We start from the raw sequence: 12,847 nt of genomic DNA on the forward strand, positions 1-12,847 counted from the left end.
CCGTTCGACCGCTGCCGATCCGCGGTCGAACATCAGGCGCGGACGGCGGCCGGTGTGCTGCGCGACCAGGCGGGGCGCGGCACCCGGTAGACGAAGCTGACGGCCGTACGGGGCTCCGCCGCCGTCGTGTTGGGCGCCGAGCGGTGCACCACCATGCCGTCGAACAGGACGGCCGAGCCGGGCGCGAGGGGCACGGCCACCGGCTCGGTCGCGGGCAGGTCCGCGTCCGCGATGTGCGGCTCGACGGCCGCCTCCAGCGGCGCCTCGCCCGGCAGCCGCTCGCGGTCCCCGGTGTGCGGGAGCAGTCCGAGCAGGTGCGAGCCGGGCAGGAACTCCAGGCAGCCGTTGCGCGGGGTGGCCGGTTCGAGGGCGACCCAGACCGTCACGATGCCGTGCGCGTCCGCGCCGAAGCCGGGCGGCGCGAACGCCAGGTCCTGGTGCCAGGGCTTCGCCGAGCCCACCACGGGCGGCTTGGCCCACAGGAAGGCGTTGACCAGGGTGCCCGGGTGCCCGCCGGCGGCCCGGGCGACCGGCCCGTCGGCCAGTCCGAGGGACCGCTGCACGGCGTCGAACTCCGGGACGTGCTCGTGGATGCGGTCCGCCGAGCGGAGCACCCCGGCGAGCGCGCCCGACCCCTGCTGCCAGGCCGCCCAGCCGCCGATGCCGGGTGCTTCGAGGACGAAGTCCCCGCTGGAGACCGTGCGTTCGCGGGCGAGCTCCTCCAGCCGGCCGACCGCCCGCCGGAGCCGGTCGAGCGCGTCGCCGGTGGCGAGCGCGGGGAGCTGGGTGAATCCGTTCTCCCGCAGGTCACGGGATTCGGTGTCGACCATTCTTCGAGTCCTCTCTCCTGGTGCCGGACGGCCGCGAACCTACCCCTGATATATCGCAGAATGCTCTCTTTCCGCGTTCGCGGCCTTTTCCGTTGTAGCGCCTCCGAGGCCCTGCCTAAGCTTCTCGGCATGAGGTCGACCGACCGCATGAATCGGAATACCGGAGGGAGTTCACAATGAGCGACGGTACCTTCATGGAGACCCGTGACGCGCAGCAGGAGACCAGCAAGTGGTAATCCGCTGACCCAGCGAATTGCGCCGCCCGTACGGATTCGCATTCCGTACGGGCGGCTCGTCGTCCACCGTCCCGAGAGAGAGGTTGAGATGGTAGGTAATCGCGTTTCCCACGTCATCGACATTCCCGCCGACATGCTGGTGATCGACGAATCCACCGACGACCGCTACTGGGCGTCGGTGGAACGGGTCGTCGAGCTCGCCCGCGCGAAGGGCAGGGCCGCCGACGGGGTGCCGCTCCTCGCCACCCTCGCCATCACGCACCCCGAGTGGCCGGTGCGCGCCGGCGCCGTACGGCTGCTCGCCGAGCACCACGCGGGCGATCCCGCGGCCGACTCGGCCGTCGCCGCCTCGACGCACGACACCGTCGACTGGGTCGCGTTCACGGCCCTGAAGGTCATCACGGAGTACCGCATCGCGGCCGCCGTCCCCGACCTCATCCGCATCTCGGGCTGGCCCAGCAACTTCACCAAGCCGGGCTGGGCGCGCAAGCCCGTCGGCTGCGGCGCCGCCCTCACCAAGCGGGCCCTCATCAGCATCTTCGGCACCCGCGACTCCGCCGAACTGCGCGTCCTGGAGGACGAGTACTTCGCCGACATGCGGGCCCGGATCGAGACGGCGCGCAAGCGGCCCCGGCGCCACGAGGACGTCGTCCTGGTGCCCGGCGGCCCGGCGATCATCGGCGCGGTCGAGGAGAGCGACGCCTTCCGGATGCTGACCGACGACCTGTCGCTGAGCGCGGTGGACGTACCCGCGTTCCTCGTCGACCGGACGACCGTCACCAACGCCCGCTACCGCGAGTTCCTCGAAGAGGTCGGCGACTCCGGCGAGTTCGACCACCCCGACCAGCCGGAGGAGCGCTCGCACCGCCCCGCGCACTGGCACGACCTCCGCTTCAACGCGCCGGACCAGCCGGTCGTGGGTGTCGACTGGTACGACGGCTACGCCTTCGCCAAGTGGGCCGGCGGCGCGCTGCCCAGCGAGAACCAGTGGGAGAAGGCCGCACGCGGCACCGACGGCCGCCGCTTCCCGTGGGGCGACGACTGGGACCCGGCCCGGGTGAACTACGTGGAGCGGGCCTTCGGCGAGAACGTCGCCGACCTCGACTCCCTGGAGGCGCTCCTCGTCACCGTCGAGCAGGGCGTCAGCCCGGAGCACCCGATCCTCGCCGCCGACGCCCTCCCGGCGGGCGCGAGCCCCTACGGCGTGCTCCAGACCTCGGGCAACGTCTGGGAGCTCACCCGGACCAACTTCTACACCGGCGAGGACATGGACCCCTTCTTCAAGGGCCGCCACCCGCTGGACTTCATGAACCGCAAGGACGCCTTCCACGTCCTGCGCGGCGGCACCTGGACGTCACCGCCGGCCTGCCTCACCACGTTCTACCGGGGCAAGGACCTCATCACCGACCGGCACATGGAGGTCGGCTTCCGCTGCGTGTACGAGGCGGCCGGCTGATGCGGCTCACCTCGCTCGGCCACGCCGCGGTCCTCGTCGAGACGGGCACGGAGCGGATCCTCTTCGACCCGTGGCTCACCCAGCGCCTCGACCGCTTCTGGGAGCACCACCCGCCGCTGCCCGACGGCCTGGTCCGCCAGGTGCTCGACGAGGGCGTCGACTACGTGGTCCTCAGCCACCACCACTACGACCACCACCACTTCCCGTCGCTGCTCCGGCTCGTCGACGGCGCCGACGTGGACTTCGACGACAGCCCGCGCCAGAGCTCCGGCGTCACCTGCGTCTACCCCGCGGGACCGGTGCCGCCGCAGCTGACCGCCTCCGGACTCGGGCACCAGGCCATCGCCTGGACGCTCCGCCGCTTCGGCTTCGAGCGCCTGCACCCGGTGACGCCGGGCGACACCGTCACCCTGGGCGGGGCGACCCTCAGGACGTTCCCGTCGGCCGTGTCGTTCCCCGAGATGAGCGTGCTCGTGGAGACCGCCGACGCCTCCGTCATGCTCTGCGGGGACGCCCTCCTGCACGAGGCGACCGTCGCGGCCTTCCAGCGCGACGACGCGCCGCGCCTCGACGCCGTGTTCGTCCCCGCGCACAGCGTCTCGCCCCCCGGCGTGCTCACCGAGCGGCGCGCCCTGACGGACCCGGACGCGGTCCGCGCCCGCGCCGTCGCCAACTTCGACCGGTACGTCGGGACGCTGCCCGCGACCGTCACCGTGCCCTCCTCGTTCGGCTGGCGGGTCAGCGGCGACGGCGAGCGCGACTACTCCTGGTGCAACCGGACGATGTTCCCCTTCACCCCGACCGAGGCCCTCGCCCGCCTCGACGAGCTGGGCCGCGACGGCCTGCTGTGGGGCCCCGGCCAGGTCATCGAGGTGGCGGACGGCAAGGCCGTCCTGACCGACGGGCCCGTCGCCCCCGGCGCGTACGACTTCGACGAGGTCTACGCCGAGGTGCGGCTCGAACCCGGCACGCCCGTCCCGCCGTTCGACGCCTCGCTCGACCGGTACGGCAGCCAGACCCGCCCCGCCGAGGAGCTGCTCCGCGAGGTCCTCGACCGGCTCGTGGCGACCGACTACTGGTACCGGGCGCTCGACGACGGCGCCGGCCGGCACGTCGTCTCGCTGTACGAGGACGGGGCCGGGGACGCCGCCGAGGACGGGGCCGGCGGCGAGACCGCCTTCCTGCTCGACCCGGTGGCCGGCCGCGTGACCCGGCTCGGCCCGGGACCGGCCCGGAGCCACGTCGCCGGCGGCGAGGGCTGGACCGAGATCGCGGCGAGCACCCTGGAGGCCATGCTCGGCGCCGACCTGCTGTTCGGCAGCTCCTTCGGCCTGTGGGCCAGCGACGGCGTCCTGCTGTCCGCGGTCTTCCACCACCCGTCGTTCTACACCCGGCACGTGGACCGGACGCTGCGGGAGGAGACCGGCTCATGAGCGACCCCGCCACCCCCGGCCCCGCCACCGTCCTGGTCGACCACGAGAGCGCGTGCCTGCGCGGCAACCCGCTGGGAGACCCGTACCGGCGCCGCATCGAGGTGCACCTGCCGCCCGGCTACGACGGCGTCCGCCGCTTCCCGGTCGTGTACTGGCTGCCCGGCTTCGGCGCCCACCCGAGCCTCACCGGACGGGCGCTCGCCTTCGGCGCGTCCGTCGCCGACCGGCTGCGGCAGGCGATGGAGGACGGCCGGGTGCCGCCCGCGCTGCTCGTCGTGCCGGACTGCACCACCGCCTACGGCGGCTCGCAGTACCTCGACTCCGCCGCCTCGGGGGAGTACGCCGGCTACCTCGCCGAGGTCGTCGCCGAGGTCGACCGGCGCTTCGCGACCCGGCCCGACCCGGCCTGGCGCGCCGTCGGCGGGAAGTCCAGCGGCGGCTACGGAGCACTGGTCGCGGGCATGACGTCCGACCTGTTCGGGTCGGTCGTCGCCTGCTCGCCCGACGCCGGCTTCGAGCACTGCTACCTGCCGCTGCTGCCCGCCACCCTCGACGCCGTACGGGCGGCCGGCGGCGTCGACGGGCTGCTCGCCCGCCGGTCCGGCGGACCGCACGACGTGCCCTTCATGGTCGCGATGAGCATCGTCGCGATGGGCATGTGCTACGCCGAGAAGCCCGGCACGAGCCCCTCGGACGCGCTGCCGTGCGACCCCGGGACCGGCCTGTTCCGCGACGACGTGTGGCAGCGCTGGCTCACCCTCGACCCGGTGCGCATGCTGCCCCGGTACGCCGACCGGCTCGCCGGGCTCGGCCTGCTCCACCTCGACGTCGGACAGCGCGACGAGTACGGCATGCACTGGGGCGTCCGCGCCCTGCACGCCGCCCTCGACGCGCACGGCGTCCCGCACGCCTACCGCGAGCACGAGGGCGGGCACCACGGCATCGAGCACGTCTTCACCGAGGCCCTGGCCGGCCTGTGGCGCGTGTGGCGGGAGCCGGCGGCCCCCGCGGAGCGGGCCCGGACGCCGGAGGGCCGGACACGACAGCCGGGTTGGGTGAGTGGCACATGTGCGGTGTAGCGGGCTTCGTCAGCTTCGACGGCCGCCGGGACCCCGCGTGGCTCGACGCGCTGGGCCGGACCATGACCGAGGCCATGGCGCACCGCGGCGAAGGCGCCTGCGCCCCCTACGTCTCGGCGTGCGGCACCGTCATGCTGTGCGCGACCCGCCTCGCCGTCCGCGACCGCAGCCACGCCGGCGACCAGCCGATGGCCGACCCCACCGGACGCGTCGTCCTCGTCCACAACGGCGAGGTGTACGGCTCCCGCTCGCCCGCCCCGCCGCTGTGGCCGCGCCGCACCAGCTGCGACACCGAGTTCGCCCTCCAGCAGGTCTGCCGCGAGGACGACCCCGGGGACGCGCTGCGGCCCCTCGACGGCATGTTCGCGCTCGCCTGGCACGACACCACGACCGGCCGGGTCGTGCTGGCCCGCGACCACTTCGGCGTCAAGCCGCTGTTCTACGCCTTCACCCACGGCGGCCTGCTCTTCGCGTCCGAGCAGCAGGTCCTGCTCCGCACCGGCCTGATCACCCCCGAGGTCGACGCCGAGGAGTACCTGCTGCGCTCGTGGATCCGGATGGACGCCGCCGACGACCACACCTGGCTGCGCGGCATCCGCTCCCTCCAGCCCGCCGAGTACCTGGTGGCCGACGGCGGACGCACCCGCACCCACCGGTACTGGCGCCCCGCGTCCGTGGACGGCCTGGTGGAACCCGAGGAGATCAGGGCCGCGTTCGACCGGGCGATCGAGCAGCGGTCCGTGTCCGACGTCCCCCGGGCCGCGGTCCTCAGCGGCGGCGTCGACAGCACGGCCATCGCCGCCGGCCTGACCGCCGCCGGAGTCCCCCTCGACGGATACGTGCTCCGCTACCAGGACGGCATCGGCGGCTCCGGCGACGACGTCGCCTACGCCACCGAGGTCGCCGCACACCTGGGGGTGAAGCTGACCGTCTGCGACCTCGACCGGCACGCCGCCGCCGACCTGGTTCCCGTCCTGCCCACCCGGCTCATGCGGCCGCTCCTGCACGGCGCCGAACTCGCCATGCACCACCTCTACGGCACCATCGCCGCCGACCGGAAGGTGGTCGTCTACTCGGGCCACGGCGCCGACGAGCTCTGGGGGTACCAGGACGGCCGCTACTTCCCCGTCGTCGACCCGCTCGCCCCCACGTACATCCACGGCCGGCACTACCTCACCCACCGGCTGCACGCCGACGAACGACCCGTCTGGGCGCGGCTCGTGAGCTGGATGGCGCACGAGCTCGACGTCGACATGAGCGTCGTCACCGACCGGGTGTGGGCCCGCACCATGGACGAGTACCGGGCGATCAAGACGGCGTCGCCGCTCAAGCGCGGCCGGCACCACCTGATGCGGCGCTTCCTCGTCTACGTCAACGACATGGTCGACGCCACCTCGTCGACCTTCACCCTGGAGGACCGGCCCGTCTTCCAGGACGTCGCCCTCACCGAGCTGGCGTTCCGCTGCCCCGAGCACCTCAAGGACACCAACAAGCCCGGCACCCACAAGGGCCTGCTCAAGGAAGCGCTCGCCGACCTGATGCCCGAGTCCGTGCGGCACCGCCGCAAGCAGGGCTTCCCCACCCCCACCGACCCCCGCTACGTCCGGCGGCTGACCGAACTCGCCGACGGACTCGGCACCCCCTTCGGCCTGCCGCCGCTGCCCGACGCGCTCCGCGCCGAACTGGGCGTCGGCGAATGGATGTTTCTCGCGTCCTCCGCCGCCTGGCTCGACCACCTCGCGGAGTTCAGAACCGAACCGAGGAGTGATGGTGAACCGTCCCGTACCCCCGTGGCGCTGGCAGATCCTGGAGCGCGCCGCCGACCTTGACCCGGTGCCGCCGGCGCTCGCGGAGGCGGACGCCCAGGACGGGTGCAACTTCGTGGTGTGGCAGCCGTCCGCCCTGCCCGCGGGCTGCGACACCAGCGTCGGAACCCTCCGCCGCGAGGCTCCCCCCGGACGCGTCGAGGCCGAGGGCCGCACCCCCTGGAGCGACGCCAACCCGGCCGGCTACCGCACCGAGATCTCCGGCGGCGGCCGGCGGCTGCGCCTGAAGCAGTTCCACTACGACTGGGCCTTCCCCGCCGCCGACCACCCCTGCCTGTGGGGCAGCGAGACCCGGCCGTACGAGATCGGCGGGGGCCGCGTCGCCTGGCTCGGCACCGACTACCTCGGCCACCCGGCCGGCAGCGCCCGGATGGCCCGTACCACCGTCGAACTCTCCGTACTCGAAGGCGAGTTCACCGACGAGGAACTCGTCGCCCTGTTCGCCGCGCTGCGCCCGGCCGTGCCGGAGGCCGCCGAACGGATCCTCGCCACCCCGTTCGCCGAACTGAGCTACTGGGCCAGGCACCGGGCCGACATGGTGTCCGTCCCCACCGGCGTCTTCTCCTTCCACCGGCGCGACAAGAAGCACGAGGGCGACTGGATCCCCACCGCCGACGTCACCGCCTTCCTCACCGCCCAGGGCGTGCCCGTGACCGCCGGCGGATTCCGCGCCGAGAGCGCCGCCACCTTCGGCGACGGCACCGCCGTCCGCGAACTGGAGGTCGTCTACGCCTCGCCGGCCGGCGCCGAACTGCGCCTCACCGCCCAGCGCACCGGCGGCGGCCGCCTGGAGTTCCCGCCCGCCCGCGAGAAGCACCCCGCCACCGACGAACTCCACGACCTCGGCGGCCGCCCCCTCCACCTCGGCTACGTCGACGCCGAGTACGGCGCCTGCGACGCCTGGTGGCAGCACCCCGACGGCTACGACCTCCGCCTCCTCGGCAGCGCCGGCCCCGGCCTCGGCCGCGAGGCCTTCCTCGGCCTGGTCGCCGCCGTCGACGCGGACCTCCGCCTCGCCGGAAACGCCGGGGTGCTCGGATGACCCGGGCCGGACGGGCCGTCCTCGACCCCGCCACCGGGCGCCTCCTCGCCCGCCTGAAGGACACCGACGAGACCGGCGTCGACGACGCCGTCGCCCGCGCCGGCGCCGCCTTCCGCGGGGAATGGGCCGACACCGCCCCCGGCCGGCGCGGCGACCTGCTCCGGTCCCTCGCGAACCTGCTGCGGGACGAGCGCGAGGTGTTCGCCGCCCTGGAGCGGAGCAACGCGGGCAAGCCGACGGCACGGGCGCTCGGGGAGGTGGACTTCGCCGCCCGCGTGCTCGACTGGTTCGCCGCGGCCGCCCGCCACCCGGTGGGGGAGACCCACCCCTCCGGCCCCGGCCTGCGCACCTACACCGACCGCGTGCCGGTCGGCGTCGTCGCGGCCGTCGCGCCGAACAACTACCCGCTGCTCCTCGCCGTGTGGAAGATCGCCGCCGCCCTCGCGTACGGCAACACCGTCGTCGTCAAGCCCGCACCCGAGACCCCGCTCTCGCTGCGCCGCCTCGTCGACCGCGCCGCCGAACTGCTCCCCGAGGGAGTGCTCACCGGCGTGTACGGCGGCGCCGACACCGGCCGGCTGCTGTGCGGGCACCCGGACGTCGGCATGGTGTCGTTCACCGGATCGACCGCCGCCGGGCGGGACGTCGCACGCCGCTGCGCCGACGCCCTCAAGCCCGTCTCGCTCGAACTCGGCGGCAAGAGCCCCGTGGTGGTCTTCCGCGACGCCGACCTCGACGCGGCCGCCCGGGCCGTCGTCACCGGCTTCACCGGCAACACCGGCCAGATGTGCGTGGCCGGCAGCCGCCTCGTCGTCGACCGCGCCGTGCACGGCGAGTTCGTCGACCGCGTGGCCGAGCTGGCCGCCGGCCTGCGGGTCGGCCGGCCCGCGGACCCCGCCACCGACCTCGGCCCCCTGATCAGCCGCGCCGCCGCCGACCGCGCGGCCGAGATCGTCGAACAGGCCGCGGCGAAGGGCGCGCGGGTCCTCCTGCCGCCCGCCGCCACCGGCGTCCGCCACGACCTCGACGGCGGGTTCCACGTCCACCCGGTCGTCCTGGACGACGTCCCCTCCGACAGCCGCGCCTGGCGCGAGGAGGTCTTCGGCCCGGTGCTGTCCGTCGCCGCGTTCGACACCGACGCCGAGGCCCTCGCCCTCGCGCACGACACCGCGTACGGCCTGTCCGCCTCCGTGTGGACGTCGGACGCCGACCGGGTCGAGCGCTTCACCCGCGACCTGCGCGCCGGCATGGTGTGGGCCAACACGTGGGGCGACACCGAGGAGACCGTCAGCGTCTCCGGCATCGGGCAGTCCGGATACGGGCGCGAACTGGGCCTCCACGCGGTGGAGGGATACACCCGCCCCCGCGCCGTCTGGGTCGCCCACCGGCCGGGACGGTAGCGGGCGATGGCGACCGCCACCTCGCCGCGGCTCGACTTCCGCAGCGACACCCGCACCCTGCCGGACGCCCGGATGCGCGCCGCGATGGCCGGGGCCAGGGTCGGCGACGACGTGTACGGCGACGACCCCACCGTCGCCCTCCTGGAGGAGACGGTCGCCGGACTCCTCGGCACCGAGGCCGCGCTGCTCATGCCCAGCGGCACGATGGCGAACCTCGTCGCCCCGCTCGCCGCGGCCGGCCCGCCCGGATCGCCGCCGCCCCGGGTGATCGCCGGCGCCGACACCCACATGGCCTTCCTCGAAGCGGACGGCCTGCGCCGCTTCGGCGGGATCGACCTCGTGCCCGTCGCGCAGGGCCCCGACGGCCTGCCCGACCCCGACGCCCTGACCGCGCTGCTCGCCGCGGGCCCGCGGGACCGGCCGACCGTGGTGTGCCTGGAGAACACCAGCATGATGCGCTCCGGCAACGCCATCGACGCCGCCGCGACCCGCTCCGTGGCCGACCTCGCCCACCGGCACGGCGCGCACTTCCACCTCGACGGCGCCCGCCTCGCCAACGCGGCCGTGGCCCTCGGCGTCCCGCCCGCCGAACTCGCCGGACCCGCCGACAGCGTGTCCTTCTCGGTCTCCAAGGGACTCGGCGGCCCGGTCGGCGGACTCCTCTGCGGAACGCGTGCCTACCTCGCGCACGCACGGGAGGCGCGCACCTGGCTCGGCGGCTCCCTGCATCAGGCGGGCATCGTCGCGGCCCCCGCCCTGGTGGCGCTCGGGCGGCTGCCCGACCTCGCCGCCGACCACGAGAAGGCCGCCGTGCTCGCCGACGGCCTCGCCGCGGTGCCCGGCGCCGAGGTGATGCGCCCCCCGCGACCGACCAACATGGTCATGGCCCGACTCGCCGGCCTCGCCGCCGACGACTGCGCAACACGCCTCGCCGGACACGGAGTTCGCGTTCTTCCGCTGCCGAACGGCCATGTCCGCTTCGTGGCGCACCGGTCACACGACATGATCAGTGTGCGCGCGGCCGTCAGGGCGCTGGCGGCCGTGGCGGCCACGCTGCCCACCGGGCCGGACCGACAACCGAACGAGCCCTCCCCGGACGGGGAGGCTCCGTGACATCGATGGAGGAAGCATGACCGACATGCCACCGCGTGGACTGGAGGAGCGGCTCAAGGACACCCGCGCCAGGCTGGAGAACGACGTCGACCTGTGGGTCGCCACGTCCGGCGCCGAGGGCGGGGTCCACCTCATCCCCCTCTCGTACCTCTGGGACGGCGCCGCGTTCCTGATCTCCACCCCGCGCGCCTCGATCACCGGCCGCAACCTCCTCGCCGACGGCCGGGTGCGCCTCGGCCTCGGCCCGACCCGCGACGTCGTGATCGTCGACGGCGTCGCCGAGCCGGTGGACGTCGACGCGCTCGGCCAGGAGGCCGGCGACGCCTTCGCCGCCAAGACCGGCTTCGACCCGCGCGAACTCGACCAGCCCTACCAGTACTTCCGCATCATCCCGCAGCGCACCCAGGCCTGGCGCGAGGCGAACGAACTGGCCGGCCGCGGCCTCATGCGCGACGGGGTCTGGCTCGGCTGACCCCCGCGCGTCCGCACCCCCACCGCCGGCCGGTCACCCCCGTGACCGGCCGGCGTGCGTGCGTGCGGGCCGGGTCCAGTCGTTCTTGACCGGCCCTGAAGAGCCCTTTGCCAGGCTGCGACGGCAATGCATCCGTCGATATTTCTGGAAGGGCGAACATGGGGACAATCGAGGTTCCGGTCCTGATCGTGGGCGGTGGCGGATGCGGTCTGTCCGCCTCCGTCTTCCTGGCCGACCAGGGCGTCGACCATCTGCTGGTGGAACGGCACCCGGACACGTCGAGGATTCCGAAGGCGCACTATCTCAACCAGCGCACGATGGAGATCTTCCGGCAGCACGGGATCGCCGACGACGTGCTCGCCGAGGCGGCACCGCTGGAGATGTTCGGCAAGGTGCGCTGGCAGACCACGCTCGCGGGCGACGGTCCCATGGACCGCCGCCTGATCCACGAGATGGACGCCTTCGGCGGCGGCGAACTGCGCGAGAGCTACGAGGAGGTCGGCCCCGTCCTGCCGGCCAAGCTGCCGCAGATGTGGCTGGAGCCGATCCTGCGCCGCCACGCGGAGAACCGCAGCCCCGGCCGGATCCTCTTCCACCACGAGCTGACCACCTTCTCCGACGAGGGCGACCACGTCCTCGCCGAGGTGCGGAACGTCGACACCGGCGAGGTCACCACCGTCAAGGCGCAGTACCTGATAGGCGCCGACGGCGGCCGCTTCGTCGGCCCCCAGGTCGGCATCAAGCAGGAAGGCCCGCCCGGACTCGTCAACACCACCACCGCCTACTTCACCGCCGACCTGTCCGAGTGGTGGGAGGAGGGCACGCTCATCACCCACTTCCTCAGCCCGGAGGACCCCGACCTCTCCAGCAACCTCATCGAGATGGGACCGAGCTGGGGCAAGGCCTGCGAGCAGTGGGGCCTGCACTTCGCGCCCGGCCCGCCCGGACGCTGGGACGCCGAGACCGTCGTCCCGCGCATCCGCGAGCTGCTGCGCCTGCCCGAGCTGGAGATCGAGGTCCACAAGGTCACCGACTGGATCGTGCACGCCCACCTCGCCGACCGCTACCGCGTCGGCCGCGTGCTGATCGCCGGCGACGCCGCGCACCGCCAGCCGCCCGCCGTCGGCCTCGGCCTCAACACCGGCATCCAGGACGCCCACAACCTGGCGTGGAAGCTGGCCGCGGTCGTCAACGGCGGTTCGCCGGACAGCCTGATCGACACCTACGAGGCCGAGCGCCGGCCCGTGGGCCGCGAGAACGTCGACTGGGCCGTGTCCGCCGCGAGCCACCACCAGGTGGTCATCGACGCCATCGGCGCCGGCCACAACATCCCCGCGGGCCGCCGTCTCCAGCGCCTGGAGGCGTACTTCGACCCGTCCGAGAACGGCGACACCGTGCGGGCCCGGGCGCTGGAGATCTTCCACACCCACCGGGGCGGCTGCCAGTCGCTCGACATGGAGGTGGGCTTCGGTTACGAGGAGGGCGCGCTCGTCCCCGACGGCACCGAGCGGCCGGCCCGGGTCCCGATGCGGAACGTGCACGTGCCGACGTCCCGCCCCGGCCACCGGGTGCCGCACGCCTGGATCAGCCGGGACGGCGAGCTCCTCTCCACGATCGACCTCACCGGCACCAGCGGCTACGTGCTGCTCACCGGCCCCGAGGGGACGCCGTGGGCGGAGGCGGCCGAGCGCGTGGCGGAGAAGTACTCCGTCCCGGTCGCCACGGCCCGCATCGGCGAGGGCGGCGACTACGAGGACGTCGACGGCGGCTGGGCGGCCGTCCGGCAGATCACCGGCGCCGGCGCGCTCCTGGTCCGCCCGGACGGGCACGTCGCCTACCGCGCCACGGAGGCCGCCGAGGACCCGGAGCAGGTCCTGACCGAGGTGTTCGCGGCCGTCCTGGACCGCTGACCCCGCTCCCGGAACGACGAGAAGGGGCCGTGCCCGATCGGGCACGGCCC

At 74.1% G+C, this 12,847-nt stretch carries 10 protein-coding genes; 9 read left to right on the forward strand and 1 reads right to left on the reverse strand.

The features are described 5' to 3' along the window. Positions 1-32: 32 nt before the first annotated feature. The gene (locus tag ACFCY7_RS36770; RefSeq protein ID WP_376490427.1) at positions 33-830 is read right to left on the reverse strand and encodes a phytanoyl-CoA dioxygenase family protein; all 798 of its coding nucleotides are present in this window, start codon (positions 828-830) and stop codon (positions 33-35) included. Positions 831-1,154: 324 nt separating this feature from the next. On the opposite strand from ACFCY7_RS36770, the gene ACFCY7_RS36775 reads away from it, so the two are divergent. From ACFCY7_RS36775 to ACFCY7_RS36815, 9 genes are all read left to right on the forward strand, one after another. Then, the gene (locus ACFCY7_RS36775; RefSeq protein WP_376490428.1) at positions 1,155-2,522 is read left to right on the forward strand and encodes an SUMF1/EgtB/PvdO family nonheme iron enzyme; all 1,368 of its coding nucleotides are present in this window, start codon (positions 1,155-1,157) and stop codon (positions 2,520-2,522) included. Next, positions 2,522-3,955 (forward strand): MBL fold metallo-hydrolase, encoded by a 1,434-nt coding sequence (locus ACFCY7_RS36780; protein WP_376490429.1) that lies wholly within the window; start codon positions 2,522-2,524, stop codon positions 3,953-3,955. The genes ACFCY7_RS36775 and ACFCY7_RS36780 overlap by 1 nt, the downstream gene beginning before the upstream one ends. Then, positions 3,952-5,034: an alpha/beta hydrolase-fold protein gene (locus ACFCY7_RS36785; RefSeq protein ID WP_376490430.1), complete on the forward strand. Its 1,083-nt coding sequence runs from the start codon at positions 3,952-3,954 to the stop codon at positions 5,032-5,034. Before ACFCY7_RS36780 ends, ACFCY7_RS36785 begins: the two co-directional genes overlap by 4 nt. Further along, positions 5,022-6,863, forward strand: coding sequence for an asparagine synthetase B family protein (locus tag ACFCY7_RS36790; protein ID WP_376490431.1), 1,842 nt, complete (start codon positions 5,022-5,024; stop codon positions 6,861-6,863). The genes ACFCY7_RS36785 and ACFCY7_RS36790 overlap by 13 nt, the downstream gene beginning before the upstream one ends. Further along, a complete protein-coding gene (locus tag ACFCY7_RS36795) occupies positions 6,802-7,902 on the forward strand; it encodes a hypothetical protein (protein ID WP_376490432.1) in 1,101 nt (366 codons plus the stop codon). The genes ACFCY7_RS36790 and ACFCY7_RS36795 overlap by 62 nt, the downstream gene beginning before the upstream one ends. Beyond that, positions 7,899-9,302, forward strand: a complete 1,404-nt coding sequence (locus tag ACFCY7_RS36800; RefSeq protein WP_376490433.1) for an aldehyde dehydrogenase family protein — start codon at positions 7,899-7,901, stop codon at positions 9,300-9,302. The genes ACFCY7_RS36795 and ACFCY7_RS36800 overlap by 4 nt, the downstream gene beginning before the upstream one ends. 6 nt (positions 9,303-9,308) lie before the next feature. Further along, positions 9,309-10,415 (forward strand): threonine aldolase family protein, encoded by a 1,107-nt coding sequence (locus ACFCY7_RS36805; RefSeq protein WP_376490434.1) that lies wholly within the window; start codon positions 9,309-9,311, stop codon positions 10,413-10,415. A gap of 16 nt (positions 10,416-10,431) precedes the next feature. After that, positions 10,432-10,887 (forward strand): pyridoxamine 5'-phosphate oxidase family protein, encoded by a 456-nt coding sequence (locus ACFCY7_RS36810; protein WP_376490435.1) that lies wholly within the window; start codon positions 10,432-10,434, stop codon positions 10,885-10,887. A 158-nt stretch (positions 10,888-11,045) separates the two neighbouring features. Then, positions 11,046-12,797 (forward strand): FAD-dependent monooxygenase, encoded by a 1,752-nt coding sequence (locus tag ACFCY7_RS36815; protein ID WP_376490436.1) that lies wholly within the window; start codon positions 11,046-11,048, stop codon positions 12,795-12,797. Positions 12,798-12,847: the final 50 nt, after the last annotated feature.

This window comes from Streptomyces sp. NPDC056361, from assembly GCF_042262805.1.
Classification (GTDB): Bacteria; Actinomycetota; Actinomycetes; order Streptomycetales; family Streptomycetaceae; genus Streptomyces.

Coding starts and splice junctions, on each gene's coding strand:
- ACFCY7_RS36805 (WP_376490434.1), top strand. CDS start 9,309: ATGGCGACCGCCACCTCGCCGCGGCTCGACTTCCGCAGCGACACCCGC.
- ACFCY7_RS36770 (WP_376490427.1), bottom strand. CDS start 830: ATGGTCGACACCGAATCCCGTGACCTGCGGGAGAACGGATTCACCCAG.
- ACFCY7_RS36785 (WP_376490430.1), top strand. CDS start 3,952: ATGAGCGACCCCGCCACCCCCGGCCCCGCCACCGTCCTGGTCGACCAC.
- ACFCY7_RS36800 (WP_376490433.1), top strand. CDS start 7,899: ATGACCCGGGCCGGACGGGCCGTCCTCGACCCCGCCACCGGGCGCCTC.
- ACFCY7_RS36790 (WP_376490431.1), top strand. CDS start 5,022: ATGTGCGGTGTAGCGGGCTTCGTCAGCTTCGACGGCCGCCGGGACCCC.
- ACFCY7_RS36780 (WP_376490429.1), top strand. CDS start 2,522: ATGCGGCTCACCTCGCTCGGCCACGCCGCGGTCCTCGTCGAGACGGGC.
- ACFCY7_RS36810 (WP_376490435.1), top strand. CDS start 10,432: ATGACCGACATGCCACCGCGTGGACTGGAGGAGCGGCTCAAGGACACC.
- ACFCY7_RS36775 (WP_376490428.1), top strand. CDS start 1,155: ATGGTAGGTAATCGCGTTTCCCACGTCATCGACATTCCCGCCGACATG.
- ACFCY7_RS36815 (WP_376490436.1), top strand. CDS start 11,046: ATGGGGACAATCGAGGTTCCGGTCCTGATCGTGGGCGGTGGCGGATGC.
- ACFCY7_RS36795 (WP_376490432.1), top strand. CDS start 6,802: ATGGTGAACCGTCCCGTACCCCCGTGGCGCTGGCAGATCCTGGAGCGC.